27 protein-coding genes are annotated in these 24593 nt (G+C 71.3%); 20 read left to right on the forward strand and 7 right to left on the reverse strand.

The window, feature by feature from the left end; all coding sequences use genetic code 11:
- Positions 1-188 precede the first annotated feature (188 nt).
- The 16 genes from KQY30_RS34045 to KQY30_RS34110 all read left to right on the forward strand — a co-directional run bounded on the left by KQY30_RS34045 (position 189) and on the right by KQY30_RS34110 (position 13726).
- On the forward strand, positions 189-836 hold the full coding sequence (locus tag KQY30_RS34045; protein ID WP_217310359.1) for a TetR/AcrR family transcriptional regulator: 648 nt from the start codon (positions 189-191) through the stop codon (positions 834-836).
- Between the two features lie 49 nt (positions 837-885).
- Positions 886-1086, forward strand: a complete 201-nt coding sequence (locus tag KQY30_RS34050; RefSeq protein WP_217310360.1) for a ferredoxin — start codon at positions 886-888, stop codon at positions 1084-1086.
- A complete protein-coding gene (locus KQY30_RS34055) occupies positions 1083-2279 on the forward strand; it encodes an NAD(P)/FAD-dependent oxidoreductase (protein ID WP_217310361.1) in 1197 nt (398 codons plus the stop codon). Before KQY30_RS34050 ends, KQY30_RS34055 begins: the two co-directional genes overlap by 4 nt.
- A gap of 173 nt (positions 2280-2452) precedes the next feature.
- Positions 2453-3688, forward strand: a complete 1236-nt coding sequence (locus KQY30_RS34060; RefSeq protein WP_217310362.1) for a cytochrome P450 — start codon at positions 2453-2455, stop codon at positions 3686-3688.
- Between the two features lie 91 nt (positions 3689-3779).
- Positions 3780-3974: a ferredoxin gene (locus KQY30_RS34065; protein WP_217310363.1), complete on the forward strand. Its 195-nt coding sequence runs from the start codon at positions 3780-3782 to the stop codon at positions 3972-3974.
- A gap of 201 nt (positions 3975-4175) precedes the next feature.
- Positions 4176-4970: an SDR family NAD(P)-dependent oxidoreductase gene (locus tag KQY30_RS34070; protein ID WP_217310364.1), complete on the forward strand. Its 795-nt coding sequence runs from the start codon at positions 4176-4178 to the stop codon at positions 4968-4970.
- A complete protein-coding gene (locus KQY30_RS34075; RefSeq protein ID WP_217310365.1) occupies positions 4948-5691 on the forward strand; it encodes a YoaK family protein in 744 nt (247 codons plus the stop codon). The genes KQY30_RS34070 and KQY30_RS34075 overlap by 23 nt, the downstream gene beginning before the upstream one ends.
- A gap of 765 nt (positions 5692-6456) precedes the next feature.
- Positions 6457-6654: a DUF6059 family protein gene (locus KQY30_RS36890; RefSeq protein ID WP_254407733.1), complete on the forward strand. Its 198-nt coding sequence runs from the start codon at positions 6457-6459 to the stop codon at positions 6652-6654.
- A 68-nt stretch (positions 6655-6722) separates the two neighbouring features.
- Positions 6723-7898 carry an FAD-binding oxidoreductase gene (locus tag KQY30_RS34080; RefSeq protein ID WP_217310366.1) on the forward strand — a complete coding sequence of 392 codons (1176 nt, stop codon included), beginning with the start codon at positions 6723-6725 and terminating at the stop codon, positions 7896-7898.
- Complete coding sequence (locus tag KQY30_RS34085; RefSeq protein ID WP_217310367.1) at positions 7895-8242, forward strand: (2Fe-2S)-binding protein; 348 nt, start codon at positions 7895-7897, stop codon at positions 8240-8242. The genes KQY30_RS34080 and KQY30_RS34085 overlap by 4 nt, the downstream gene beginning before the upstream one ends.
- Positions 8223-9938: an FAD/NAD(P)-binding oxidoreductase gene (locus KQY30_RS37250; RefSeq protein WP_217310368.1), complete on the forward strand. Its 1716-nt coding sequence runs from the start codon at positions 8223-8225 to the stop codon at positions 9936-9938. Before KQY30_RS34085 ends, KQY30_RS37250 begins: the two co-directional genes overlap by 20 nt.
- 102 nt (positions 9939-10040) lie before the next feature.
- On the forward strand, positions 10041-11003 hold the full coding sequence (locus KQY30_RS34095) for a dihydrodipicolinate synthase family protein (RefSeq protein ID WP_217311477.1): 963 nt from the start codon (positions 10041-10043) through the stop codon (positions 11001-11003).
- 5 nt (positions 11004-11008) lie between these two features.
- Positions 11009-12070, forward strand: a complete 1062-nt coding sequence (locus KQY30_RS34100; RefSeq protein WP_217310369.1) for a proline racemase family protein — start codon at positions 11009-11011, stop codon at positions 12068-12070.
- The gene (locus tag KQY30_RS37570) at positions 12067-12252 is read left to right on the forward strand and encodes a hypothetical protein (RefSeq protein ID WP_367997462.1); all 186 of its coding nucleotides are present in this window, start codon (positions 12067-12069) and stop codon (positions 12250-12252) included. The genes KQY30_RS34100 and KQY30_RS37570 overlap by 4 nt, the downstream gene beginning before the upstream one ends.
- Positions 12222-13034, forward strand: a complete 813-nt coding sequence (locus KQY30_RS34105) for an ornithine cyclodeaminase family protein (RefSeq protein WP_367997463.1) — start codon at positions 12222-12224, stop codon at positions 13032-13034. Before KQY30_RS37570 ends, KQY30_RS34105 begins: the two co-directional genes overlap by 31 nt.
- Entirely contained in the window at positions 13031-13726 is a 696-nt protein-coding gene (locus KQY30_RS34110; protein WP_254407457.1) for a GntR family transcriptional regulator, read from the forward strand. The genes KQY30_RS34105 and KQY30_RS34110 overlap by 4 nt, the downstream gene beginning before the upstream one ends.
- A 106-nt stretch (positions 13727-13832) precedes the next feature.
- Here the strand turns inward: KQY30_RS34110 and KQY30_RS34115 are convergent, their stop codons facing one another.
- From KQY30_RS34115 to KQY30_RS34130, 4 genes are all read right to left on the reverse strand, one after another.
- On the reverse strand, positions 13833-14492 hold the full coding sequence (locus tag KQY30_RS34115) for a DUF305 domain-containing protein (RefSeq protein ID WP_217310370.1): 660 nt from the start codon (positions 14490-14492) through the stop codon (positions 13833-13835).
- 99 nt (positions 14493-14591) lie between these two features.
- Complete coding sequence (locus KQY30_RS34120) at positions 14592-14990, reverse strand: DUF6153 family protein (RefSeq protein ID WP_217310371.1); 399 nt, start codon at positions 14988-14990, stop codon at positions 14592-14594.
- Positions 14991-15080: 90 nt separating this feature from the next.
- Complete coding sequence (locus tag KQY30_RS34125) at positions 15081-16136, reverse strand: iron chelate uptake ABC transporter family permease subunit (RefSeq protein WP_254407458.1); 1056 nt, start codon at positions 16134-16136, stop codon at positions 15081-15083.
- A complete protein-coding gene (locus tag KQY30_RS34130) occupies positions 16133-17317 on the reverse strand; it encodes an iron ABC transporter permease (protein ID WP_217310372.1) in 1185 nt (394 codons plus the stop codon). The genes KQY30_RS34125 and KQY30_RS34130 overlap by 4 nt, the downstream gene beginning before the upstream one ends.
- 31 nt (positions 17318-17348) lie before the next feature.
- Here KQY30_RS34130 and KQY30_RS34135 point away from each other — a divergent pair, with 31 nt between their 5' ends.
- Positions 17349-18407, forward strand: coding sequence for an ABC transporter substrate-binding protein (locus tag KQY30_RS34135; protein WP_217310373.1), 1059 nt, complete (start codon positions 17349-17351; stop codon positions 18405-18407).
- 138 nt (positions 18408-18545) lie between these two features.
- Here KQY30_RS34135 and KQY30_RS34140 read toward each other — a convergent pair whose 3' ends face one another.
- On the reverse strand, positions 18546-19193 hold the full coding sequence (locus tag KQY30_RS34140) for a TetR/AcrR family transcriptional regulator (protein WP_217310374.1): 648 nt from the start codon (positions 19191-19193) through the stop codon (positions 18546-18548).
- Between the two features lie 139 nt (positions 19194-19332).
- Complete coding sequence (locus KQY30_RS34145; protein ID WP_217310375.1) at positions 19333-19917, reverse strand: TMEM165/GDT1 family protein; 585 nt, start codon at positions 19915-19917, stop codon at positions 19333-19335.
- A gap of 463 nt (positions 19918-20380) precedes the next feature.
- Between KQY30_RS34145 and KQY30_RS34150 the strand changes: the two genes are divergently transcribed.
- On the forward strand, positions 20381-21004 hold the full coding sequence (locus KQY30_RS34150; protein WP_217310376.1) for a hypothetical protein: 624 nt from the start codon (positions 20381-20383) through the stop codon (positions 21002-21004).
- A 444-nt stretch (positions 21005-21448) separates the two neighbouring features.
- Here the strand turns inward: KQY30_RS34150 and KQY30_RS34155 are convergent, their stop codons facing one another.
- Complete coding sequence (locus KQY30_RS34155; RefSeq protein WP_367997464.1) at positions 21449-22396, reverse strand: DUF2382 domain-containing protein; 948 nt, start codon at positions 22394-22396, stop codon at positions 21449-21451.
- A 361-nt stretch (positions 22397-22757) separates the two neighbouring features.
- On the opposite strand from KQY30_RS34155, the gene KQY30_RS34160 reads away from it, so the two are divergent.
- Complete coding sequence (locus KQY30_RS34160; protein ID WP_217310377.1) at positions 22758-23822, forward strand: NAD(+)/NADH kinase; 1065 nt, start codon at positions 22758-22760, stop codon at positions 23820-23822.
- A 66-nt stretch (positions 23823-23888) separates the two neighbouring features.
- Positions 23889-24575: a winged helix-turn-helix domain-containing protein gene (locus tag KQY30_RS34165; RefSeq protein ID WP_217310378.1), complete on the forward strand. Its 687-nt coding sequence runs from the start codon at positions 23889-23891 to the stop codon at positions 24573-24575.
- Positions 24576-24593 lie beyond the last annotated feature (18 nt).

The following is a 24593-nucleotide window of genomic DNA, read 5'->3' on the forward strand; positions in this document are numbered from 1 at the left end:
CCCAGGGCCACAGTTAACTGATCACAGGCGCAAATCCAGCTTCGACGCAGAGCGGCTTCGAGGAGACATGCGATGAGCCACAGTGAGAGCGATCAGGTACTGAGCCATCCGATCTCCGGCGCGGGAGCTGCGCCGGAGAGAGGGTCTCGTCGTCGGGGGCTCCGTGAACTGCCGGTGCGGTGGTGACCATGACGGGCAAGGCCGTCCGTACGGCCCGGGCCGACGCGACGCGTGAGCTGATCCTCGCCGCGGCCGAGCGGCTTTTCGCGGAACACGGGGTATTCGCCATTTCCAATCGCCAAGTGAGCGAAGCCGCACAGCAGGGCAACAACGCGGCGGTCGGCTACCACTTCGGTACCAAGGCGGATCTCGTACGGGCGATCGCGCACAAACACAACGAGGGGATAGAGCGGCTGCGCCTGCGGATGGTCACCGAGGCCGACGGCTCCACCGACACCCGGGACTGGGTCGCCTGTCTGGTACGCCCGGTCACCGAATATCTCGACGCGCTGGGCAGCCCCACCTGGTACGCCCGGTTCGGCGCGCAGGTCATGACCGACCCGGCCCTGCGCGACATCATGATCCAGGAATCGCTCGGCTCGCCCTCGCTGCACCGGATCGCCGACGGACTCGACCGGTGCCTCGCCGACCTGCCCGCCGACGTGCGGGCCGAGCGCAATGACATGGCCCGACAGCTCATGGTGCACATGTGCGCCGAGCGGGAGCGCGCGCTCGCCCAGGGCACCCCCACCCCACGATCCAGTTGGCGTGACGCCGGTACGGGCCTGGTCGACGCGATCGTCGCGTTGCTGCTGGCCCCCGTCTCACGCGCCTGAGGAAGGAACAACCCCCCATGCAATTACGTGAACCGCAGGAGTGCCGACGATGAAGGCAACGGTGGACGAGGCCATGTGCTGCGGCGCGGGCCAGTGCGTACTGCCCTCCCCGGACGTGTTCGACCAGCGTGACGAGGACGGCGTGGTGGTGCTGCTCGACGCGGCCCCGCCCGAGCCCCTGCACACCGTCGTCCGCGAGGCCGCCCGTGTGTGTCCGGCCGCCGCGATCTCGTTGAGCGAGGGGGCGTGACCGCCCCCGCCGGCGTCCTTGTGGTCGGCGCGTCCGCCGCCGGCCTGGCCACGGTGGAAGCGCTGCGGCGGGGCGGCTACCCGGGCGCGGTGACCGTACTGGGAGCGGAGCCCCATCTGCCGTACGACCGGCCGCCGTTGTCCAAGCAGGTGCTCTCCGGCGCCTGGCAGCCGGACCGGGCTCTGCTGCGACCGCAGGACGTACTGGCGGCACTCGACGCCGAGTTCGTCCTCGGCGACCCGGCCGTCGGTATGGACGCACCGGCACGTTCCGTCCGCACCGCGTCCGGACGGACACTGCGCGCCGACACCATTGTCATAGCCACCGGGACGAGCCCCAGGACCCTTCCCGGGCAGGCCGGTCTGGCCGGGGTCCATGTCCTGCGCACCCTCGACGACGCGCTGGCACTGCGCGCCGGCCTGCTGCGGTGCGCACGGCTCGTGGTCGTCGGGGACGGAGTGCTCGGCGCCGAAGTCGCCGCCACCGCCCGGACCATGGGCCTGGACGTCACCCTCGCGGGTCCTCAGCAGGCCCCCATGGCGAGCCAGCTCGGCCGGCCGGTCGCCGACCGGCTCGCCGGACTCCACACCGAGCGCGGGGTACGGCTCCGCCTGGGCACGGGCGTACGCGGACTGACCGGCGCCCGGGGCACGGTCACCGGCGTGAGTCTGGACACCGGCGAGGTGCTGCCGGCCGACCTGGTCGTGGTCGCGATCGGGGGCGACCCGGTCACCGGATGGCTCCGCGACAGCGGTCTGCCGGTGGACAACGGCCTGGTGTGCGACTCCCGTTGCCGGGCCGCCGACGGGATCTACGCCGTCGGGGACGTCGCACGATGGCACCACGACCGGCTGGGCACGCTGCTGCGGCTGGAGAACCGTACCAACGCCACCGAACAGGCCGTCGCCGTCGCGGCCAACATCCTCGGCGGCGACCGGCCGTACACCCCCGTGCCGTACTTCTGGACCGACCAGTTCGGCACCAGGATCCAGGTGTACGGCGTGCTCCCCGCCGACGCCGAAGTGACCGTCGTCGACGGCGACCCGGAGACCGGGCGATTCGTCGCGCGCTACAGACGCGACGGCAGGGTCACCGGCGTACTCGGCTGGAACATGCCCAAGCAGGCGCGCATGCGCCGCCAAGAGGTCGCCGACGCGCTCGCCGCGCCCGACTCCGCGCCCGCGCCGCGCTGACTCCCCGCCGTCCGCGCCGCGCAGGCCCTCCCCGCGACGCGGCTGCCCACTCGGGTCCAGTCGGCCGGGCCCACCGACCCGGGCCCGGCCGGGCGTACCCCCACACCACTTTCCGACCGCGGAAACACCGCAACACAACACCGCAACACAACACACCCCCCTTGGAGTACAGGATGACCAGCACGGTCCCCACGGCCGGCGAACTCCCGGCCGACATCCCCGATTTCCCCATGTCCAGGGCGGCGGGCTGCCCCTTCGACCCGCCTCCGACCGCGATGGCCAAGCAGCAGGAGGCCCCGCTCGCCAAGGTCCGGCTGTGGGACGGCAGCACACCGTGGATGGTGACGCGGTACGCCGAGCAGCGGGCCCTGCTCGCCGACCCGCGGGTCAGCGCGGACATCACCCGGCCCGGCTACCCGCTGCCGACGGCGATCGCCCCCGGCAACCGGTCAGGGACCGGCAGCTTCATCCTGATGGACGACCCCGAACACGCCAGGATGCGGCGCATGGTGACGGCGCCCTTCGCCATCAAACGCGTGGCGGTGCTGCGACCGGCCATCCAGAAGATCGTCGACGACCTGATCGACGGCATGCTGGCCGGCCCGAAACCGGTCGACCTGGTCGACGCGTTCGCCCTGCCGGTGCCCTCGCTGGTGATCTGCGAACTGCTCGGAGTCCCCTACAGCGACCACGACTTCTTCCAGGACAACAGCAAGGTCGTCATCAAGCGCGACGCCGACCCGGAGGAGCGGGCCGCCGGCATGGGCGCGCTGAGCGGCTATCTGGACGACCTCATGGGCGAGAAACTCGCCGCGCCCGCCGACGACCTGCTGTCCGGGCTGACCGAGCGGGTGAAGGCCGGCGAGCTGACCCGGCAGGAAGCGGCCCAGATGGGCGTGCTGCTGCTGATCGCCGGGCACGAGACCACCGCGAACATGATCGCGCTCGGTACGCTCGCCCTGCTCGAACACCCCGACCAACTCGCGCTCCTGCGTGACACGGACGATCCCAAGCTGGTCGCCTCGGCCGTGGAAGAACTGCTGCGCTATCTCAACATCGTCCACAACGGCCGGCGCCGGGTCGCCCTCGAAGACATCGACATCGCGGGCCGGCGCATCCACGCCGGCGACGGGCTGGTCTTCGCCACCGACATCGCCAACCGCGACCCCGAGGCGTTCCCGGACCCCGACCGCCTCGACATCCAGCGCGACGCCCGCCACCACGTGGCCTTCGGATTCGGAGTGCACCAGTGCCTGGGCCAGCCGCTGGCCCGGCTGGAACTGCAGATCGTCTACAGCACCCTGTACAAGCGCATCCCCGGCCTGCGACTGGCGGCCGGCCTCGAACAGATCCCGTTCAAGCACGACGGCGTCGTGTACGGGGTCTACGAGCTGCCCGTCACCTGGTGACCCCGGTGACCGGCCGCGCCCGGCCCCGGCCCCGCAACCCCCAGCTCCACCACTTCTCAGCCCAACGAACAGCGCCGTCAAAGGAGATATCGTGAAGGTCATCCTCGACCAGGACAAGTGTGTCGCATCCGGACAGTGCGTGGTCGCCGCCGCGGACGTGTTCGACCAGCGTGACGAGGACGGCATCGCGGTCCTCCTCACCTCCGACCCGAGCCCGGACCAGGCCGACGACACCCGCCACGCGGCGGCGGTCTGCCCGGCCCTGGCCATCCAGATCCAGGAATAACCCCGCTCCGGCGTCATGCCCGTAGCGACCGGGGTCCCGTGGCGGAGCACTGCCCGCCGCGGGACCCCGCCGGGGCGGTCGTCGCGCACGGCTCGCGGCGTCCGCCGGGTCCGGTCGGCCCCTCACCCGCTGCGGGGGCGGCGCGGCTCGTTCATGATCGGACGGAAGGGGGAGACAGCCGGCCGGACTGGGAGCGCGCTGATGGAGCTGAACCTCGAGGGCCGTACCGCCCTTGTCACCGGATCGACACAGGGCATCGGCGCCGCGATCGCGGCGGGGCTCGCCCGGGCGGGCGCGCGCGTCGGTGTCAACGGGCGGGACCCTTCGCGGGTGGAGGAGGCAGTGGCGCGCCTTCTCAAGGAGGCGCCGCACGCGAGCATCGTGCCCGTGGTGGCGGACCTCGGTACGGAGGAGGGCGCGGCCAGCGCGCTGGAACTGCTGGCCGAGGCCGACATCCTCATCAACAACCTCGGGATCTTCGAAGCCCGCCCGGCGCTGGAGATCACCGACGACGAGTGGCGCCGCTACTTCGAGGTGAACGTCCTGTCCTCCATCCGGCTCACCCGCGCCTATCTGCCCGGGATGATCGCCCGGGGCTGGGGCCGCGTCCAGTACATCGCCAGTGACGCGTCCGTGGCGATCCCCGCGGAGATGATCCACTACGGCATGACCAAGACCGCGCTGCTGGCCGTCAGCCGAGGCTTCGCCAAGGCCTCGGCGGGCACCGGTGTCACCGTGAACTCGGTCATCGTCGGCGCCACGCACACGGGCGGCGTCGAGGACTTCGTCTACCAGTTGGTGAGCGAATCCCTGCCCTGGGACGAGGCGCAGCGCACCTTCATGCGCGAGCACCGGCCCCAGTCACTCCTCGGGCGGCTGATCGAGCCCGAGGAAATCGCGAATCTCGTCGTCTATCTCAGCTCCGAGCAGGCGTCCGCCACGACCGGGGGAGCGCTACGGGCCGACGGCGGCTATGTCGACTCCATCCTCCCCTGACCAGCCGCCCGACCAGGACGACCCCTCGCATCCGGCGACAGCGGACCGGCTCGGTTCGTCCTGGGTGGTGATCGCGCTGACCCTGACGACCGGGTCGGTGGACGCGATCAGCTTCCTGGCGCTCGGAGGCGTCTTCACCAGCGTCATGACCGCGAACATGGCGCTGCTCGGACTGGCCGTGGGCTCGCAGGATCTCTCCCTCGCGGCACACGCTCTGATGGCGTTCGGCGGATATGTCTGCGGCGCCCTCGCCGGTACCCGGATCGCCGTGGCGAGGCGTGGACCGCTGGGCTACGGGGCCCATCAAACCGCCCTGGCCGTCGAGCTGTTGGTGCTCTGCGGAGTCCTCGTCTGCTGGATGGCGGTCTCCGGCCGGCCAGGCCCGGGAACGCGGATCGGGCTGCTGGTGGCGGCGGCCTTCGCCATGGGCTGTCAGAGCGCTGTGGTACGGGTTGCGGGAGCCCCCAACGTATCGACCACCTATCTGACCGGCACACTCACCGGAGTCCTGGCGGAACTGGCCACCAAGCGGAGGCTGCGGTGGAGAACCGCGCTTCTGATCCTGACACTGCCCGTCGGCGCCGTATTGGGTGGCTATCTGATCACTGACGCCCGGTTTTTCGCACCGGCCCTGCCCGTCGCTTTTCTGACCGTGGCTCTGGTCACCTCTGTCGCACGCGAACGGGGATTCCGGCAGCCCGCCGAGCGTCCTCCCCGCTGAGCGGGGCGTACCGACTGGCTGTCGAGGCCCTCCAGAATCGCGACGGTCACCGCCGCGTAGGCCAGATGGGGCAGGACGTCGGACACCCAGTCCAGCGCCGACCAGGTACGGGGGTCGGTGACTCCCAGCACCGTCATGGGTCCGTTCGTGCCGATCAGGGCGGCCAGCGTGGTGCCGGCGCCATCGGTCACCGGCCCCGCCCGCCAGCCCGCCGAGCGCGCCGTCCCGAGCAGGGCCCCCACCGCGAGGCCCGCGACGATGCCGGTCAGGGGCGCGAGACCGGCGATACGGTTGGCCCGCGCCGACGCGGACCCGGGAATGGGCAGCCGCAGTATCTGCGACAGCCGTACCACGGTGCCTTCTGGGGTGGTGCTGGCCGGCCGCGCCCGTACGACCATGTCGAGATACCCGACAACGTTCAGAGCCGTGGTGCCGGCGGCCCCGGCCGCGGCCCCTTTGAACGCTCCTTCGACGAGTCGATTCATTCCGGCCTCCTCGATATGTACGGCTCTCTCTGCACAGAACCGCGCCGTGACCGAATTCGCTACTCGACGGCGGAAAGCTTCCGGTCGGGCCATTCCATGACGGACGCGTAAACCTGTTCGATCGCCGCCCATGACCTGTCCGTACAGCAGGCAGACCGTATGCGTACGCCGATTGGCCGAAAAATTACAGCGATTGTTCGGGTCCGACTCCAGCGGGCTGCGCCATCCTTCGGGCATGTACCTCCGTCTTGCCCGGCTCCTGCGTTCCCTCGTCTCTTCCATGGGGAAGTGGGTGATCGCCTACGGTCGGATCTGGGTCTACATTCCCCCCTCGCCCCCGCCGTCCCGGCCTGACTCCCGGCCGCTGACCGGGCCGGTGCGTGGCCATCCCGAGCGGCTCTGTCCCGAAGTCCCGCTGAACGAAGTCGAGTTGGCGTTACGGAGGCAACTGCTGGGGAGCAGCGGCGCCGAGCCCTGAGCGGGCGGAGGCTCCTGCGGGAGGATCTGGGTATGGTGCGCGACATTGCAGCGTGACATTGTACTGCCATGAACACCTCGGATCGATCTCCCGATGTCCTTGTCATCGGGGCAGGCATGGTCGGTGCCGCCTGTGCTTACTACTGTTCGCTGGCGGGCCTGCGCGTCACCGTCGTCGAGCGGGGCGCGATCGCTAGCGGTACGACCGCCGCGTGTGAGGGCAACATCCTGCTCTCCGACAAGGAGCCGGGGCCCGAACTCGATCTCGCCCTGCTCTCGTCGCGGCTGTGGCGGGAGGCCGCCGAGGCGGTGGGGGCGGAGCGGCTGGAGTACCAGCCGAAGGGCGGCGTCGTGGTGGCCGCCGCGGAGCCGACCGCCGACGGGCTCCGTGAACTCACCGCCGTTCAGCGCGCGGCAGGGATCGACGCCGTCGACATCTCCGCCGCCGAAGTCGTCGAACGGGAGCCCAACATCACCCGGGATGTGGTCTCCGGCGCGTACTACCCGCAGGACAGCCAGGTCCAGCCCATGCTCGCGGCGGCGCGGCTGCTACGAGAGGCCCGTGCCCGGGGGGCGACCGTACTGCCGGGCACCGAGGTCACCGGATTCGTACGGGACGGCCGCGGCGCGGTCCGCGGTGTCCGTACGAATTCGTCCTCGGCGCCCGTCATCCATGCCGGCTCCGTCGTCAACGCCACCGGGACCTGGAGCGGGCAGACGGCCGGGCTCGCGGGGGTGCCGGTTCCGGTGCTGCCGCGCCGGGGGTTCATCCTGGTCACCGAGCCGCTGCCCCGGGTGATCCGGCACAAGGTGTACACCGCCGAGTACGTCGCCAATGTGGCCAGCGGAAGCGCGGCCCTGGAGACCTCGGTGGTGGTCGAGGGCACCCGGGCCGGCACCGTACTGATCGGGGCCAGCCGCGAGCGGGTCGGTTTCGACCGCTCGGTGTCGCTGCCGGTGCTGCGCAAACTGGCCGCGCAGGCCATCGCCGTCTTTCCGTTCCTCGCCGAAGTGACGCTGCTGCGCAGCTACTTGGGATTCCGGCCGTACTGCCCGGACCATCTTCCGGTCATCGGCGCCGATCCGCGAGCCCCCGGTCTTCTGCATGCGGGCGGGCACGAGGGCGCGGGGATCGGGCTGTCCACTGGTACGGGGCTGCTCATCGCGCAGGTCATCACGGGGGCGGAACCGGATCTGGACCTCACGCCCTTCCGCCCGGACCGGTTCGAGGAGGCCGCCGCATGACCCCGGACACCAATCCCGTCACCGACCCGGGTGCTGACCCGGTCTCCGGCACCGGTGCCGGAGCGACCGGGGCATCCTTCCAGTTCCGCTTCGACGGCGAGACGGTCCGCGCCGAAGCCGGTCAGACCATCGGTGCCGCGCTCATCGCCGCCGGGCGCCGCTCGTGGCGCCGCACCCGGGTCGGGGGCGCGCCGCGCGGGGTGTTCTGCGGGATCGGGATCTGTTTCGACTGTCTGGTCGTCGTCAACGGCCGCCCCAACAACCGGGCCTGTCTGGTCGAGGCCGCCCCCGCAGACCTCGTACAGACACAGGAAGGAGCGGGCCATGACGATCTCGCGTGCTGACACTCCATACGATCTCGCCGTCCTGGGCGCGGGACCGGCCGGTCTCGCGGCTGCCGTCACAGCCGCCGCGGCGGGCGCGCGGGTGGCGCTGGTGGATGCCGGGCCGCGGCCGGGCGGTCAGTACTGGCGGCACCGCCCGGGCGGCGACGGTGTGCCGGGGCACGGCCGGACGGCCTTCCAGCGGCTGCGGTACGGACTGACCGCACACGCGGACAGGATCGACTACCTGGCGGGGCACTGGGTCTGGCATGTCGAGCGGACGGATGATGGCTTCCGCACCCATATGGTCCGGGCCCATACCGGCCCGGCGCATATGGTCTCCACGCACACGGCCGCCGCCCAGACCGCTCCCGGCCATACGGTCTCTGACCACATGGGCCCTGACCACATAGGTCCTGACCACATGGGCCCCGACCACACGGGTCGTCATCATATGGCCGCACGCCACATGGCTTCCGGCCACACAGTCGACGGCCCGGCCGGGCGTGTCCTGCTCAGTCGTACGGTCGTCGTCGCGACCGGTGCGTACGACCGTCAACTGCCCTTCCCCGGCTGGACCCTGCCGGGCGTCTTCACGGCGGGCGGGGTGCAGGCTCTGCTGAAGGGGCAGGGCGTGGTGGCCGGGCAGCGGATCGCGGTCGCCGGCACCGGGCCCTTCCTGCTCGCCGTCGCCGCGGGCCTGACCGAGGCCGGGGCACGCGTGGTCGGGGTCTTCGAGGCCGGGCTGCCCGCCGGTTTCGCGCGCCATCCGCTCGCGGTGGCCCGTAACCCCGCCAAACTCGCCGAGGGCGCGGACTTCCTGCGCACCCTGCTGCGTCACCGGGTGCCGTACCGGACCCGTACCGCCGTGATCGCCGCACATGGCGACGGCGAGGTCACCGGAGCGACGGTCGCCCGCCTCGACGCGGGGTGGCGGATCGTGCCGGGCACTCAGCGTCGTATCGACTGCGACACACTCGCCGTCGGCTACGGCTTCACACCCCAGACCGAGATCGCGCTCCAACTCGGCTGTGCCACTCACATCGATCTCGACGGCAGCCTGGTGGCCACCGCGGACGGACGGCAGCTCAGTACCGTCCCGGGCGTCTATCTGGCGGGGGAGGTCTGCGGGGTCGGGGGAGCGGCCCTGTCCGTGACCGAGGGCGAACTCGCCGGGCTGCACGCCGCCTTCGTCACCACCGGCGCGGTCGCCGACCGGGCGGTGGTACGCAGGCTGACACGGCGGCGCGCGGCGCAGCGGGGCTTCGCCACCGCCCTGCACGAGGCATACCCGGTACGGCCAGGATGGACGACATGGCTGGACACCGACACCCTGGTGTGCCGGTGCGAGGAGGTGACCTCGGAAGCGGTCACCGAGGCGGTCGAGGAACTGGGCGCGACCGATGCCCGCGGGGTCAAGCTGTACGCGCGGCCGGGTATGGGGCTCTGCCAGGGGCGGGTCTGCGGTTACGCCGTCGGCTGTCTGGTCGCCGCGCGCACCGGGCGCGGGCCGACCGAGGACGATCTGCGCTCGATGGCGGGCCGGCCTGTCGCGCAGCCCCTGACGCTCGGCACGCTCGCGGCAGGCCTCGGCGCCGACGACCCCGAGCCTGACCCCGCCCCCGACGTTGACGCCCCCGCTCCCGGCGCTGACGGCTCCGCCCCGGCCGACCCCGCCCCCGAAGAGTCCGCCCCGGACCAGAAATCCGGTCAGTAGAATGTCACATGCCGTATTGCACCCAGCCTCAGTGGAATGTCACACTGCACACGCCCGGGAGCTCCCGGACACCGGAACGGGAACCATGGAGGTCGCATGAGCATGGGCACGAGCGTGCGCGCGCAACCGTGGCACGGCGTATTGGTGGCGACGGCGCTGCCCCTGCGCGAGCGCGCGGGGGAGCGGCTTGAGGTCGACTACGACGGATTCGCCGCGCATGTCGCCTGGCTTGCGGAGAACGGCTGCGACGGTGTCACCCCGAACGGTTCGCTCGGCGAGTACCAGACCCTCTCGCCCCAGGAGCGCTCCCGTGTGGTGACCACCGCGGTCGAAGCGGCCCGCCAGGCCTCCCGGGCGGCCGAAGCGGCAGCCCCGGCCGGCACCGCACCGGATCCCTTCACCGTCATGCCGGGCGTGGCCGCCTACGGCGCCGACGAGGCCCGCCGCTGGGCCGAGCAGGCCCATGAGGCCGGCGCCGACGCCGTGATGCTCCTGCCGCCCAACGCGTACCGCGCCGACGAGCGCGCGGTGATCGCCCACTACCGCGAGGTGGCCAAGGCGGGCCTGCCGGTCGTCGCGTACAACAACCCCTTCGACACCAAGGTCGACCTCGTCCCTGAACTGCTGGCCGAACTCCACGCCGAAGGGCTGATCGTCGCCGTCAAGGAGTTCTCCGGCGATGTCCGGCGCCCCTACCGGATCGCCGAACTCGCCCCCGGTCTCGATGTCCTGTGCGGCGCCGACGATGTCGCGCTGGAACTGGCCGTCGCCGGTTCCCCCGGCTGGGTGTCCGGCTACCCCAACGCCTTCCCGCGCGCCTCGGTCGCGCTCTGGCGGGCGGCCTCGTCCGGCGATCTGGAGACCGCGCTGCCCCTCTACCGGACACTGCACCCGCTGCTGCGCTGGGATTCGAGGACCGAGTTCGTACAGGCGATCAAGCTCAGCATGGATCTCGCCGGCCGGTACGGCGGCCCGTGCCGCCAGCCGCGCGTACCCCTGACCCCCGAGCACGAGGAACTCGTGCGGCGGGCCACCGAGAAGGCGCTCGCGGAAGGACTCGGGTAACAGACATGCGCAGCAGCAGAGTCTTCCACGCTGTCGACTCCCACACCGAGGGGATGCCCACCAGGGTGATCACCGGCGGCGTCGGAGTCGTACCGGGCGCCACCATGTTCGACCGGCGCCGGTACTTCGTCGAACACCTCGACCACATCAGGAAGTTCCTGATGAATGAGCCCCGCGGCCACTCGGCGATGAGCGGAGCCATCCTCCAGCCGCCGACCCGCCCCGACGCCGACTACGGCGTGCTCTTCATCGAGACCTCCGGCTGTCTCCCGATGTGCGGCCACGGCACGATCGGTGTCGCCACCGTACTGGTCGAGACCGGCATGGTCGAGGTCGTGGAACCGGTCACCACCATCCGTCTCGACACCCCGGCCGGACTCGTCGTCGCCGAGGTACGGGTCGAGGGCGGGGCCGCCAAGGCGGTCACCCTGCGCAATGTGCCGTCGTTCGCGCTCGGTCTCGACCGTACGGTACGGGTGGGGCCCTGGGGCGACGTCCCGTACGACATGGCCTTCGGCGGCAACTTCTACGCCATCGTCGCCCTGGAGAAGCTGGGCATCCCCTTCGAACGGGCCGAGAAGCAGCGCCTGCTCGACGCCGGTCTGGCGATCATGGCCGCCATCAACGAGCAGGACCGTCCCGTCCACCCGGGCAACCCCGAGATCAGCGGCTGCCACCATGTCTATCTGGCCGCCCCCGGCTCGGACGCCCGGCACTCGCGGCACGCGATGGTCATCCACCCCGGCTGGTTCGACCGCTCACCGTGCGGTACGGGTACGAGTGCCCGGATGGCCCAGCTCCACGCACGCGGCGAACTGCCCCTGGACACCGATTTCGACAACGAGTCGTTCATCGGGACGCACTTCACGGGCCGCCTCGTCGAACAGGGCCAACTCGTCGGGCAGGAGGGCGGCGGGCAGGAGTCCGGCGGACAGGGCGACCGGCAGGGCGCACCTGGCACGCTCACCACCGTGACGCCCCTCATCACCGGCCGCGCCTGGATCACCGGCACCGCGCAGTACCACTACGACCCGGACGACCCCTTCCCCGAGGGCTTCGAACTGTGAGAGCCACGACGGCTGTTACGGCCGCGAGCGCGCCCCGGCTCCTCGGCGCCGCCGATGTCCTCCGCGCCATGCCGATGGCGTCGGCGGTCGACGCGCTGCGGCGCGCACTGGGGGCGGACTGGACCCGGAGTCCGATCCGCCCCGTACGGTCGTGCCCGTCGCGTACGGCCAGCTCCTCCTGATGCCCGCCCATCAGCGGCGGTACGCGGGGGTCAAGATCGCCACCGTCGCACCGGGCAATCCGGCGGCGGGGCGGCCCCGTATCCAGGGGCAGTACCTGCTTCTGGACGCCCCGACCCTCACCCCGCTCGCGCTGCTCGACGGGGGCGCGCTGACGACCGTACGCACCGCCGCGGTCTCGGCCCTCGCCGCCGATCACCTCGCGGAACCCGGCGCGGGGCATCTGGTGCTGTTCGGTACGGGCCCTCAGGCCCGTGGCCACCTCGACGCGCTGCGGGCCGTCCGCCCGCTGAACCGGGTGACCGTGGTGGGGCGCACGCCCGGCCGTGCGGCGGAATTCATCGAAGCCGCGCGCCGGGACACCGGGCTCGACATCGGACCGGGGGAGCCCGCGGATGTCGCGGGTGCCGACCTCGTCGCGTGCTGTACGACCGCCAGGGCACCGCTCTTTGACGGGTCGCTGCTCCCGCCCCATGCCACCGTCATCGCCGTCGGCTCCCATGAACCGGACGCCCGCGAGGTCGACCCGGCCACGGTCCACCGCTCGACGGTCGTGGTCGAGTCCCGAGCGGCGGCCGTACGGGAAGCCGGGGACCTGATCCCGGAGCTGGCGGACGGCAGCATCGGCCCGGACAGCCTGGTGCCACTGGCCGACCTGGTCAACGGCACCGTCGCCGTGGACGGCCGACGCCCCCGGCTCTTCAAGAGCGTCGGCATGGCGTGGGAGGATCTGGTCGTGGCCAGTGCGGTGCACGAGGCCATCAGTGAAGGAGACGGAAAATGAGCGTGGGCGACCCCATGACACCGGTACTGCCCTCGTTCAGCGCCCGGCGCAATCTTCGCGAGGAGATCATCGAGACGCTGCGCGCGGCGGTGATCTCGGGGCAGCTACGCCCCGGCGTGGTCTACTCGGCGCCCAGCCTGGCCGAGCAGTTCGGTGTGTCCTCGACGCCGGTGCGCGAGGCGATGCTCGATCTCGTACGGGAAGGCCTGGTGGAGGCCGTACGGAACAAGGGCTTCCGGGTCACCGAACTGTCCGAGCAGGACCTCGACGACATCACCCATCTGCGTGCCCTGATCGAGATCCCGACTGTGCGCAGGATCGCCGAGGCCGGGGTCGACCCGGCGGTCATCGAACGGCTGCGCCCGCTGGCCGCGGGGATCGAGGACGCGGCCCGCCGCCAGGACCTGATCGCGCATGTCGCCATCGACATGGAGTTCCATCTCACGCTGCTGGGCCTGACGGGCAACAGCTATCTGGTCGAAACGGTCCGCTCGCTGCGCTCCCGGTCGCGGATCTACGGCCTCAGCATCCTGGCCGCCCACGACCAGCTCGTCCCCTCCTCGCACGAGCACGCGGAACTGCTCGACCTGATCGAGGCGGGCGACGCGGACGGCGCGGAGGAGCTGATGCGGCGTCATATGGGCCACGTACGAGGCATCTGGGCCGGCGAGAGCGGCGCGCAACAGCACTGACGGAATCGACAGCGCCGGCAGCACACGGGCCTGGCGCGGGAGCCGCGGCTTGTACGCGGCCCCCGGCCCTGCATCTGGTGCTACCTGTGCCGGTGCCTGCTCCCCGCTATCGGTCGAGGAGACCGTTCATACGGGTGATCTCGGCGCTCTGAGCGGTGACGATACGGCCGGCCAGATCCTTGGCGGCAGGGTTGGCGCCCTGGGACTGCTCCGTCTTCGACATGGTGACCGCGCCTTCGTGGTGCTTGACCATCAGCTTCAGGAACGCGGTGTCGAACTCCGCGCCCGACGCCGACTCCAGCGAGGACATGTCGTCCTCGCCCATCATGCCGGCCATGGCATGACCGGAGTGGTCCGCGCCCGCGGCCGGAATCTGTTCGCCCCAGCCCTTCAGCCAGCCGGACAGGGTCTTGATCTCCGGGTCCTGGGCCTTCTTGATCTCGGCGGCGAGTGTCATGACCTCCGCCGAGGAGGCGCGGGTGGTGGCGAGATCGGCCATCTCGACCGCCTGCCGGTGGTGCGGGATCATGCTCTGCGCGAACGCGATGTCCGCGGCGTTGCGGGCCGTGTCCGGTGCCGACGCGGACCCCGGGGCCGCCGCCGTACCGGAGGCCGAGGCCGCAGCGGAGTGCGACGAGCTGTTGCCGTGGCCGGCTTGTCCCGATGAGTTGGTGTCGTTGCCGCCGCAGGCGGCGAGTGCCAGTACGGCGCCGGTGACGGCCGCGGTGGCCGCTGCCCGGCGGGCGGGGGTACGGAATGAGGTCATGGTGAAGCGACTCCTGTGCGAGAGGTACGAACAAGCGGGATGAAGGCATGCCGAGTCGGCCCACGGCCCGAAGAGCGAGGGGTCGGCCGTGGGGCGGGCCTATATGCGCAGGAGTTGGAGTTCGCTCAGGGTTGGCGGGGCCGGGCCGCCCGACGCGGCTCCGGGTGCCTGCCGCGGGCCGGTCGCCGGATCGGCGAGGCCGGAGGGGAGGCCCGAGGCCGCCAGTGCGGAGAGCGCGGGTCCGGTACTGGTACCGGCCGCCGCGCACAGGCCGTCCGCGTGATCGAGATGCCCGCCGTCCTCATGGCCCGGCTGTACGCAGTCCCGCGCACCGACCGGCATGACATGGGCGGTTGGCGGTGCGGCGGCGGGGGAGGCCTCCGGAGGAACCGGAGCCAGGCCGTGCATGGCCAGCACTCCCGCCGCCAGGGTCAGCACCAGCAGCAGAAGGGCACGCACCCGAGCGGGCCGTACCAATCCGCCTGGTGGCCGTCTCATGCGATCATCGTAAGCCGAGACCGGAGGCTTCGCCGAACCGCGCCTTGTCCGGAAGACCGGAAGGCGTGACGCCCGGCCAAGTGCCCTGCGTCACGAAGGGCGTACGTTCTTCCGCTCCCTCGACAGCAGCCACAGCAGATAGACACCGCCGAGCGCCCCCGTGACCAGCCCCACCGGGATCTGGAAGGGGGAGAGGAGACGCTGGGCCAGCAGATCGGCCAGGGCCAGCACGAGCGCTCCGGTGAGCAGGGCCGAACCGATCGGGGCGCCGGGGGAACGCGTGATCCTGCGGGCCAGTTGGGGCGCCGCCAGCGCGAGAAAACCGATGGGGCCCGCGACGGCGATGGCCGCACCGGCGAGCGCGACACCGAGCAGCAGCGCGAGCGCGCGGACCCGGGTGACATCAACTCCCAGCGCGCCCGCGGTGTCGTCCCCCATCTCCATCAGCCGCAGCGGCCGTCCCAGAACCAGCGCCATCACCGCGAGAACCGGCAGCACCAGCGCCAACGGGGTGACCTGCGGCCAGGACACGGCGTTGAGGCTGCCGAACGTCCAGGCCTTCGCGTTCTCCGCCGACTCCAGATCGGCCCGGGTGAGAAGGAAGTCGTTGACCGACGCGAGCATGGCGCCGACGGCGATACCCGCCAGGACCAGTCGGCTGCCGGACACCCCGCGCGACGCGGTGAACCCGTACACGGCCGCCGCCGTGACCAGACCGCCCAGCACCGCGCCCGCGCCGACACTCGTACCGGCGGCGCCGCCCGCCCCGCCGCCCGCCAGGATCACGACGAGCGCGCCGCTGGTGGAGCCGGTGGTGAAACCGATGACATCCGGGCTGCCGAGCGGATTGCGCGACAGGCTCTGGAACAGCGCCCCGGAAAGGCCGAGGGCCGCCCCGACGAGCAGCGCCGCACAGACGCGCGGCAGCCGCTGACCCACGACGATGAACCGGTCGGTGCCGGAGCCGCCGCCCGCGAGCACGTCCAGGATCCGGCCCGTACCGATCCGGTACGTACCGGTGAACACGGCGAGCACCCACACCGCCGCGCAGGCCAGCAGCAGTACGGCCATGACAGCCGCGGTCCGCGCCGACCAGCGGAGCGTGAACCCGCCCGGAACCCGCAGCACACGCGTCGGGGCGCTCACGCGGTCACCTCCCGGCGCCGTACGACGAGCCACAGCAGCACGGGGGCGCCGATGAACGCGGTGACGATGCCCGCCTCGATCTCACCAGGAGGAGCGATCACCCGTCCGGCGACATCGCTGACCAGGAGCAGCATGGCCCCGCCCGGCAGCGAGAAGACCAGCAGCCGGCGGAGATCGGGGCCGATGAGCATCCGCAGGACATGCGGAACGACCAGGCCCACAAAGGCGATCGGGCCCGCGGCGGCGGTCGAGGCACCGCACAGCAGCATGATCGAGAGAAAGCCGGCCGCGCGGACCCGGCTCACCCGTAGCCCCAGCGCCGCGCCCGTCTCGTCGCCCAGCGCAAGGGCGTTGAGGGCCGGACCGAGCGCCAGCGCGATCAGTGTTCCGGCGGCGACGAAGGGGACGGTGGCGGTGAGCGCCTCCGTACCGCGGTTCTCCAGTGCGCCCACCACCCAGAAGCGGTACGAGTCAAAGGCCTGCGTGTCGAACATGGTGAGGATGCCCGTACAGGCCCCCAGACTCGCCGAGAGCGCCGCCCCCGCCAGTACGAGCCGGGTGTGGTGGTGGCCGCGGGCGGCGCCGGAGGTCAGCGCGTACACGAGCAGGCCGGCCAGGACGGCGCCCGCGAAGGCGAACCAGACATAGCCGGACGCGCCGGTGACCCCGAATCCGGCGATCGCGATCACCACGGCGAACGACGCACCGGCGTTGACGCCGACGAGCCCCGGTTCGGCGAGCGGGTTGCGGGTGATGGCCTGCATGACGACCCCGGCCAGGGCGAGCGCCGCGCCGACGGCCACCGCCAGGACGGTACGGGGCATCCGCAGCCGCCGGACGATGATGGCCTCCGGACTTCCGTCGTCATGGACCAGGACACGCGCCACGGTTCCCAGCGGGATGCTCCGCGCGCCGACCCCCAGGCTGACCAGGATCAGCAGTACGACGACACCGAGACAGACCAGGAACGCCACGAACAGCCGTGCGCCGCCCGGCAGTCGGGACCTCCGCCCGGGCTTCCCCTCCGCTGCGCGCTCGGCTCGGTGCTGTTCCGCCTTCGACCGTTCCGCCTTCGACCGTTCCGCCTTCGACCGTTCCGTCTCCGGCTGTTCCGTCTCCGGATGGGCGGAGTGCGCGCTTCCGGATATGTGATCTATCGCATTGCTGCCATACCTACTCATCGACACTTAGGGAAGCCTAAGCTAAGCGCTCGTGTACCGCTTCCGTGATCTTCATCTCACCCGTGTTGTCAGTGGTGTCGCCCTGGCCGGCGCCCTGCTGCTCACCGGCTGCTCCACCGACTCGGCCGGCTCTTCGGCCACCGAACCGACTCGGTCGGCCGAACCGGCCGACGCGTCGGTCCATACCGCGCCACGCTCCGTGCCCAAGGGCATGGGCAGCGGCAAACCGGACGGCGAATTCCCGCGTACGGTCACCCACTTCGAGGGCCGGACCACCGTCAAGGCCGAGCCCGAGCGAGTCGTGGTCATCTCCACCGGCCAGGCCGACGCGCTGCTCACGCTCGGTACGGTGCCGGCGGGCTCCACCCGGGGTGACGGCGCGGATCTCGTACCCCGGTATCTGATCGACGACTTCCCGCAGTACGCCGCCCAGTTGGCGAAGGTCGCCGATGTGGGGTCACGGGTGGACCCCGATCTGGAGGCCATCGCCAATGTCGAACCCGATCTGATCCTGATGAACATCGCGGGCAAGAACGCCAAGAGCCTCTACACCGCACTGAGCGCGCTCGCGCCCACCATCGCCACCCAGGGCACCGGGCTCTACTGGAAGCAGGACTTCCTGCTCGTCGCCGACGGGCTGGGCAGGACCGCCCGGGCGCGGTCGATCCTCGACGGTTTCCACGCCGACGCCGCGGAGCTGGGCAAGAGTCTCGACAAGCCGGTCACGGTGTCCTTCCTCCGGCTCAACGGCGACCGTCTGCGGGTCTTCGGGGTGCCCTCGTTCACCGGCAGCATCGCCGAGGACGCCGGACTGGGGCGGCCGGAGAGCCAGCGGTTCGACGAGACGTCGGAGGACATCAGCAACGAGCAGCTCGACCGGGCCGACGCGGACTGGCTGTTCTACGGAGTCCAGGACGCCGGAGCCAAGTCCTCCGCGCTCACGGGGGCGCCGCTGTGGCCGACCCTGTCCGCCGTCGCGGGCGGGACGGCGGTCCCGGTCGACGACGACGTCTTCTATCTCAACACCGGGCCCACGGCGGCCCGCGATGTCCTGGCCGTGCTCAAGAAGCACCTGGCCGCGAAGGGCTGAGCCCTTACCGTCCCACCGCCCCTGGACCCGTTCGCCGAGCCAGTGCCGCTTTTGGCGCCGGCCCGGCGGGCGGGTCCGTCCTATTGGCGCCCGACCGCTTCCGTACTTACTTCCGTAGTACGGTCCGGACTTCCGTACTTACGGTCCCGTCGGCTCCGGCGCGGTCACGCACAGCGCGGCGATATGGTCCAGCATCGCGTCCAGCCCCGCTTCGAGCGCCACGGTGTCCCGGCGGATCTGGGTGAGCAGCAGCCCGCCCTGGAGCGCCGCGAGTGCGGCGAGCGCCAACCGGCCCGGATCGGCGTCACGGCGCAGCTCGCCCCGGTCGTACATCGCCTGAAGCCCGTCCTGGATGGACTGCCCCCACCGCGCGAAACCGGCGGCGACATCCTCGCGTGCCGCCGGATCGGTCTCGGCGAGTTCACTGCCCAGCGAGCCGATCGGACAGCCGCCCGCGCAGCCCCGCCGCACCTGGAGCGCGACCATGAAGTCCCGCCACGCCCGCAGCGCCTCCAGACTGTCGAGCCGGCTGAGCAGCGCTTCCTGCGCGTCCAGTACGGCGTCGGTCGTGACCGCGATCACGGCCCTGACCAGGGACTTTTTGCCCTCGAAGTAGTGGTAGACCTGCGAGGGGCTCACCCCGGCGGCCTTCTGGACGTCTTCGAGACTGGTCCCCGCCACTCCGTGCTCGGACATCAGCTCAGCCGCGGCCGTGACGATCCGGCCGCGCGTCGCCATGCCCTTCCGGGTCAGACGAGGGGCGGCGGTGGCTTCTTCGGTGGACATGACCTCAGGATAACCGCGCTTTGGAGTCGCCCCTCCAGAAAACGAAGAACAGCCCCCGGCAATGCCCGCTCACCCGGCAGTACGAGCCCCCGTCCGGCGTTCCGGGCGGGGGCTCGTGGCTCACACACGGGAGCGGGCGTCAGCCGACGAAGATCTCGACCACCGACCAGACCGCCAGCCCGAGCATGCACAGCCCGCCGATCCGCTGGACCGTCCGCAGCGGGACACGCGTGGCGATGAAACGGCCCGCCAGCAGCGCCAGTGCCGAGACCGACATCAGCGCGGCGGCCGAACCGATCGCCGTCGACCAGGGCCCGTTGCTTGCCGCGAGGTTGGCCGTGGTGATCTGAGTGAGGTCGCCCCACTCACTGATGAACACGGCCATGAAAGCGGTCGAATAGACGGGCCAGAACCCGGTGACCGTCCTCGGCGCCGTCTCCTCGTCGTCCTCACCGCCCCCGCCGCGCAGCAGCATGAAGGCGCCGAAGGCGAAGAGCAGTGCGGAGACGAGCTTGACGATCCAGCCGGGCAGCAGCCCGAGGAGACCTCCCGCGCCGACGGCGATGGCGACATGCACCAGGAACGCCGTTGACGTACCGAACCAGACATAGAGCGGACGCATGCGCGTGCCCATGGCCAGGGACGCGAACATGGTCTTGTCGGGCAGCTCCGCGAGGAAGATGAGCCCGAAGGCGGTGACGATCGCCAGGGGGTCGAGAGACATTCCGGGTGGCTTTCTCTGAGGGCCGGACCCGGGTCTTCGCGACGCGCCGTGCGGAGCGGGACGACCTCTCGGTCCGGCACGACGGCGCGCCCGCGGGATACGGGTGCGTCATGCCTGACCGAAGGTCTCGCCCGCCCGCCGTAACGGCGGGCCCGGCCACCGGGAACCCGAAGGCTCCAGTGTGTCGACGACCGGTTCGCGGGGCTACTCCCCTTCGCGGTCAACAACACTACCCCACCGCCCGAGGCCGTCTCCCGGCCGGTCGGCACCGGGAGCCGCGGCCCCACGAGCACCGGGACGCGCCTCCGCCCGCGGTGCTCCACGCCGCCTCCGCCCGCGGCGCGCCACCCGGACGGCCCTGTCCGGTGGCCCGGTATCGGGGTCTGTCGTGTAGTGGGTGCTGTGGCCGTGATCTCGCGGTCGGACTTGCTGCCCCTGTGGCGGCCGGACCAAAGGAGTCTTGATGAGGACCAACACCAGGACAGCCGCGGCCATGGCCGCCGCCGCACTCTGTGTCGCGGCGCTCGCAGGATGCTCGGGCAGCAGCGACAGCGGCGCCGAGTCCCAGGCAGAGGCACCCGCGGACTTCGCAGCGGCCCCGACCACCACCGCACCGACGAAAACACACAGTCCCTCGGTGAACCCGTCCGACGAGGTGGGCACCATCTCCGCCAAGCGCGGGCCGCTCGGGGACATCCTCGTCGACGACAAGGGCCGTACGCTCTACCTCTTCGAGGCGGACAAGACCAAGCAGTCCACCTGCAAGGACGCGTGCGCCAAGGCGTGGCCTCCCGGACTCGTGCTCACCGGTACGCCGAAGGCCGGCACCGGCGGGGTGCGGGAAAACCTGCTCTCCACCATCACCCGCAGCGACGGCACCAAGCAGGTCACGTACAACAACCACCCGCTGTACCGGTTCGAGGGCGACAAGAAGCCCGGCGAGACCAACGGCCAGGGTCTGACCGACTTCGGCGCCAAGTGGTACGTCGTCGACACCGCGGGCAAGGCCATCACCACCCCGGTCTCCAGCACCAGCCCGACCAAGAGCCCGGGTGCCACCCCCACCACCACCTCAAGCGAATACTGACCGCCTCCATGGGGCCGACAGCTCGGACACACCACGCCGCTCTCGCACGGCACCGGCCGGACATCCCTGGCCGCCCTGCGTGCCGCAGTCCGCGTGAGCGCCCTGGCCGGCTGTTCCAACAGCGACGGCGGCAGACAGACAGGCTCCGCCACTCCCTCGCTGGGTACGGCGTCCCCCTTCGGCGGCGGGCAGGAACAGGTCGTCATCGGCAATTCCGGGTACACGCCCGGCACCCTCAGCGTCGTGCCGGCACCGGTACCGTCCGCTGACCCTCAAGAAAGACCTCCGCTCTCCCCGCGGTGTGTGAACCCCGCCGCGCGGACTGCCGAGTCGTAGGACAACGGACCCGGCCCCCGCCGGCCACGGGAAGAACCGTGGTGGAGGCGGGGGCGTGGAGGTACGGTTCAGGTCCCGCGCCCAAGGAAGCCCCGGCGCCCAAGGGCCTCAGCGCCCCCGGCCGCGCCTGCCGCCGAAGTCCTGGCCCGTCTGGTCGGTGTCGTACTCGATCCGCTCCTTGCGGACGTCCGCCGAGACCTCCTTCTGCTCGGTGACCTTCTCCGTCTCCATGCGTACGCGCTCGACAGGGATGGTCTCCTTGCTGATGACCGGCTGCTCGGCGTGGAGCGTCACCTCGGTCTGGGCCTCGCTGATGGCGGAACGGCCCATCCGCGAACGGTCCTCGGGCGCGATCGCCTCATGGATGACCCGGACCTCCTCATGGCTGAGCGGCACGGAGGTGGTCACGTTCTCGGTCACCACGACCTTGCGCAGCCGCGCGTGGCCGATCTCGTGCTCCTCGGTGCTGACATGGAGCTGCTCCTCGGACCGGATGAGTTCCTCGGCCTGCGATGCCTTGCCCTCGCCCGGTTCGGCTCCGCGCATCCCCGCCATGGCCCTGCCCTGGCTTCCCGCGGTGGCCTGCCCGGTCCCGGCGGGCATACCCGCGCCTGCGGCGGTGCCGGCCATACCGGGGCGCGCCGCCGTACTCATCCCCGTACCCGCACCGGACTCCGTCCCGGTCCCGGCGGCGGCCGTGCCCCGGGCCTCTGTCATGCCCATGTCGGCGCCGGTCGTCGCCAGGCCGTAGTGCTGGTAGAGCTGCTTCTCCTGGCCCGGGTCGAGATGCTCGTCGGCCGCCAGGCGCGGTGCCTCCTTGACCGTCTCCCGGGCGTACGGGACATGGATGTCCTCACCGGCGCGACGGGCGCCGGCCAGCGGAACGAGCGTCTCGTTCATACCGAACAGACCGGTCTTCACGGTCACCCACTCAGGGCGGCCCGTACGGTCGCCCACATAGACCTGGCCGACGTTGCCGATCTTGTCGCCGTCCTTGTCGTACACGGGCAGCCCCGTGAGCCTGCTGGGGTCGTTGAACACGCCATCGGCTGACATCAGCGATCACTCCTCGCGTGGGGGAAGCGCGTCTGCGGGTTTGGCCCCTCACGGTCAGGCGCGCACGACACCATCGCGCCTCCGTCGGGCACGGGCGGCAACCTGGGGAGAGTCGGGACGTCAAGTCCATACAGCCCGTTTACGCCGTTCGAGCGGTGTTCGCCGGGGATGGCGACCCGTTGGAGTTATCCGCCATTCGGGTGAATTAAAGGCGATTGATCCGTATTCTTCAGTTGACGTAACCAATCGTCCCCGGCGCGGCGATCCTGGACGGCGGGGCGGCCGGATTCGGGGCCGACGGGCACCGTGCGTGACGGACGGAGCCCGGAGACGGAACGCATGGAGGACGGAGAGCGGGAACATGGCTGTGCAGCGGATCGGTCTGATCGTCCACCACGGCCGCCCCGAGGCCGTCGAGGCGGCCCGCGCCGTCCACGCCTGGTGCGGCGCGCGGGGCGTCCCGTACAAGGAGATCGATGTGTGGCGGGGGCACGAGCGGCGCCATGACAGCCAGGAGGAGGCGTCCTCGGCCGGCAACCCGGACCTGGTCGTCACCCTCGGGGGCGACGGTACGTTCCTGCGCGGCGCGCGGATCGCCGCCGAGAACGGCGCCGCCGTGCTGGGGGTCGATCTGGGCCGGGTCGGATTTCTGACGGAGGTTCCGGCCGAGAAGGTCACACGAGCCCTGGACGCCGTCCATGAGGGGCGCGCCACCATCGAGGAGCGGATGACCCTCACCATGCGGGCCTCGCGCGCGCTGGAGATGCCGACCGGCATGGAGGCGCTGCTGCGCTACGGCCGCGGGCCCGCCCTGCCGCCGCCGCATGTCAGGCCCGACACCACGGAGGGCGAGGGCTGGGGCGTGGCCCTGGACATCACCGCCGTCAACGATGTGGTGGTGGAGAAGCTCGCCCGGGACCGCCAGGTCAATCTGGGGATCTACATCGCGGGCCGGCTGCTCGCCTCGTACTCCGCCGACGCGGTCATCGTGGCCACCCCGACCGGTTCGACGGCGTACAGCTTCGCCGCCGGGGGACCGGTGCTCTCCCCGCACATGGACGCCGTGGTCTTCACGCCGGTGGCCGCGCACATGACCTTCGACCGCACGGTCGTGGCCGCGCCGGACGAGCCGGTGGCGGTACGGGTGCTGCCGCACTCGGGGGAGGCGGCGCTCAGTATCGACGGTCAGCTCCGGGGCGTGCTGGACCCGGGCGACTGGGTCGGGGTGTACGGGGCGGCGTACCGGCTTCGGCTGGTGCGGCTGGGTCCGGTCGACTTCTACACCAGGCTGCGTGAGCGCTTCCGGCTCTCCGACGCGCCCGCCACCGCGCCGGACGGCGAGTCGGCGCCGCTGTTCCGGCCCGACAGCCCGGTCCCCGACGACCTCGCCCATCTGCGGCTTCCGCCCGCGCCCACCCGCTCCTGAAGGTCCGCTACCACCGACAACCAATCCGTCGTGGACAAAAAAAGTTTTCGGTGAGAGTGTGGAGCCATGCTTGATGTGACCGTGATCGAGGACGCGGCGGCGGCAGCCGTGTCACTGGACCGCGTGCGAGCCCGGCTGCTCGCCGAGCTGGCCGCGGGGCCGGCTTCCGCGACGATGCTCGCCGGCCGGGTCGGACTGCCCCGGCAGAAGGTCAACTATCACCTCAAGGCGCTGGAGCGGCACGGCCTGGTCGAGCTGGCCGGCGAGCGCAGGAAGGGCAATGTCACCGAGCGGCTGATGCGGGCCACCGCGGCCTCGTACGTCATCTCGCCGCTCGCCCTGGCCGAGGTGCAGCCCGATCCGGGCCGGTTCCGCGACCAGCTCTCCGCGCGCTGGTTGCTCGCGCTCGCCGCGCGGCTCGTACGGGATGTGGGCGCCCTGATCACCGGGGCGGCGAAGGCCCGCAAGGGGCTCGCCACCTACGCGCTCGACGCCGAGGTGCGGTTCGGCTCGGCGGCCGAACGCGCCGCGTTCGTCGAGGAGCTGACCCATGGCCTCGCCGCGCTGGTCGCCAAGTACCACGACGAGCACGCCGAGTCCGGCCGTGACCACCGGATCGTCGTCGCGCTCCATCCCACCGTGAAGATCCACCCCACCGTCAGCACCGCCGGACCGGGCGGCGAACCGAGCGTCGAGCCGGGCGGCGCCGTGCCGGCCGTGCCACCGGAAGGTGCCGCCACGACGGCCGGATGAGCGCCTTCACCGGCGTAC

Source organism: Streptomyces sp. GMY02, from assembly GCF_019056675.1.
Lineage (GTDB): Bacteria > Actinomycetota > Actinomycetes > Streptomycetales > Streptomycetaceae > Streptomyces > Streptomyces odonnellii.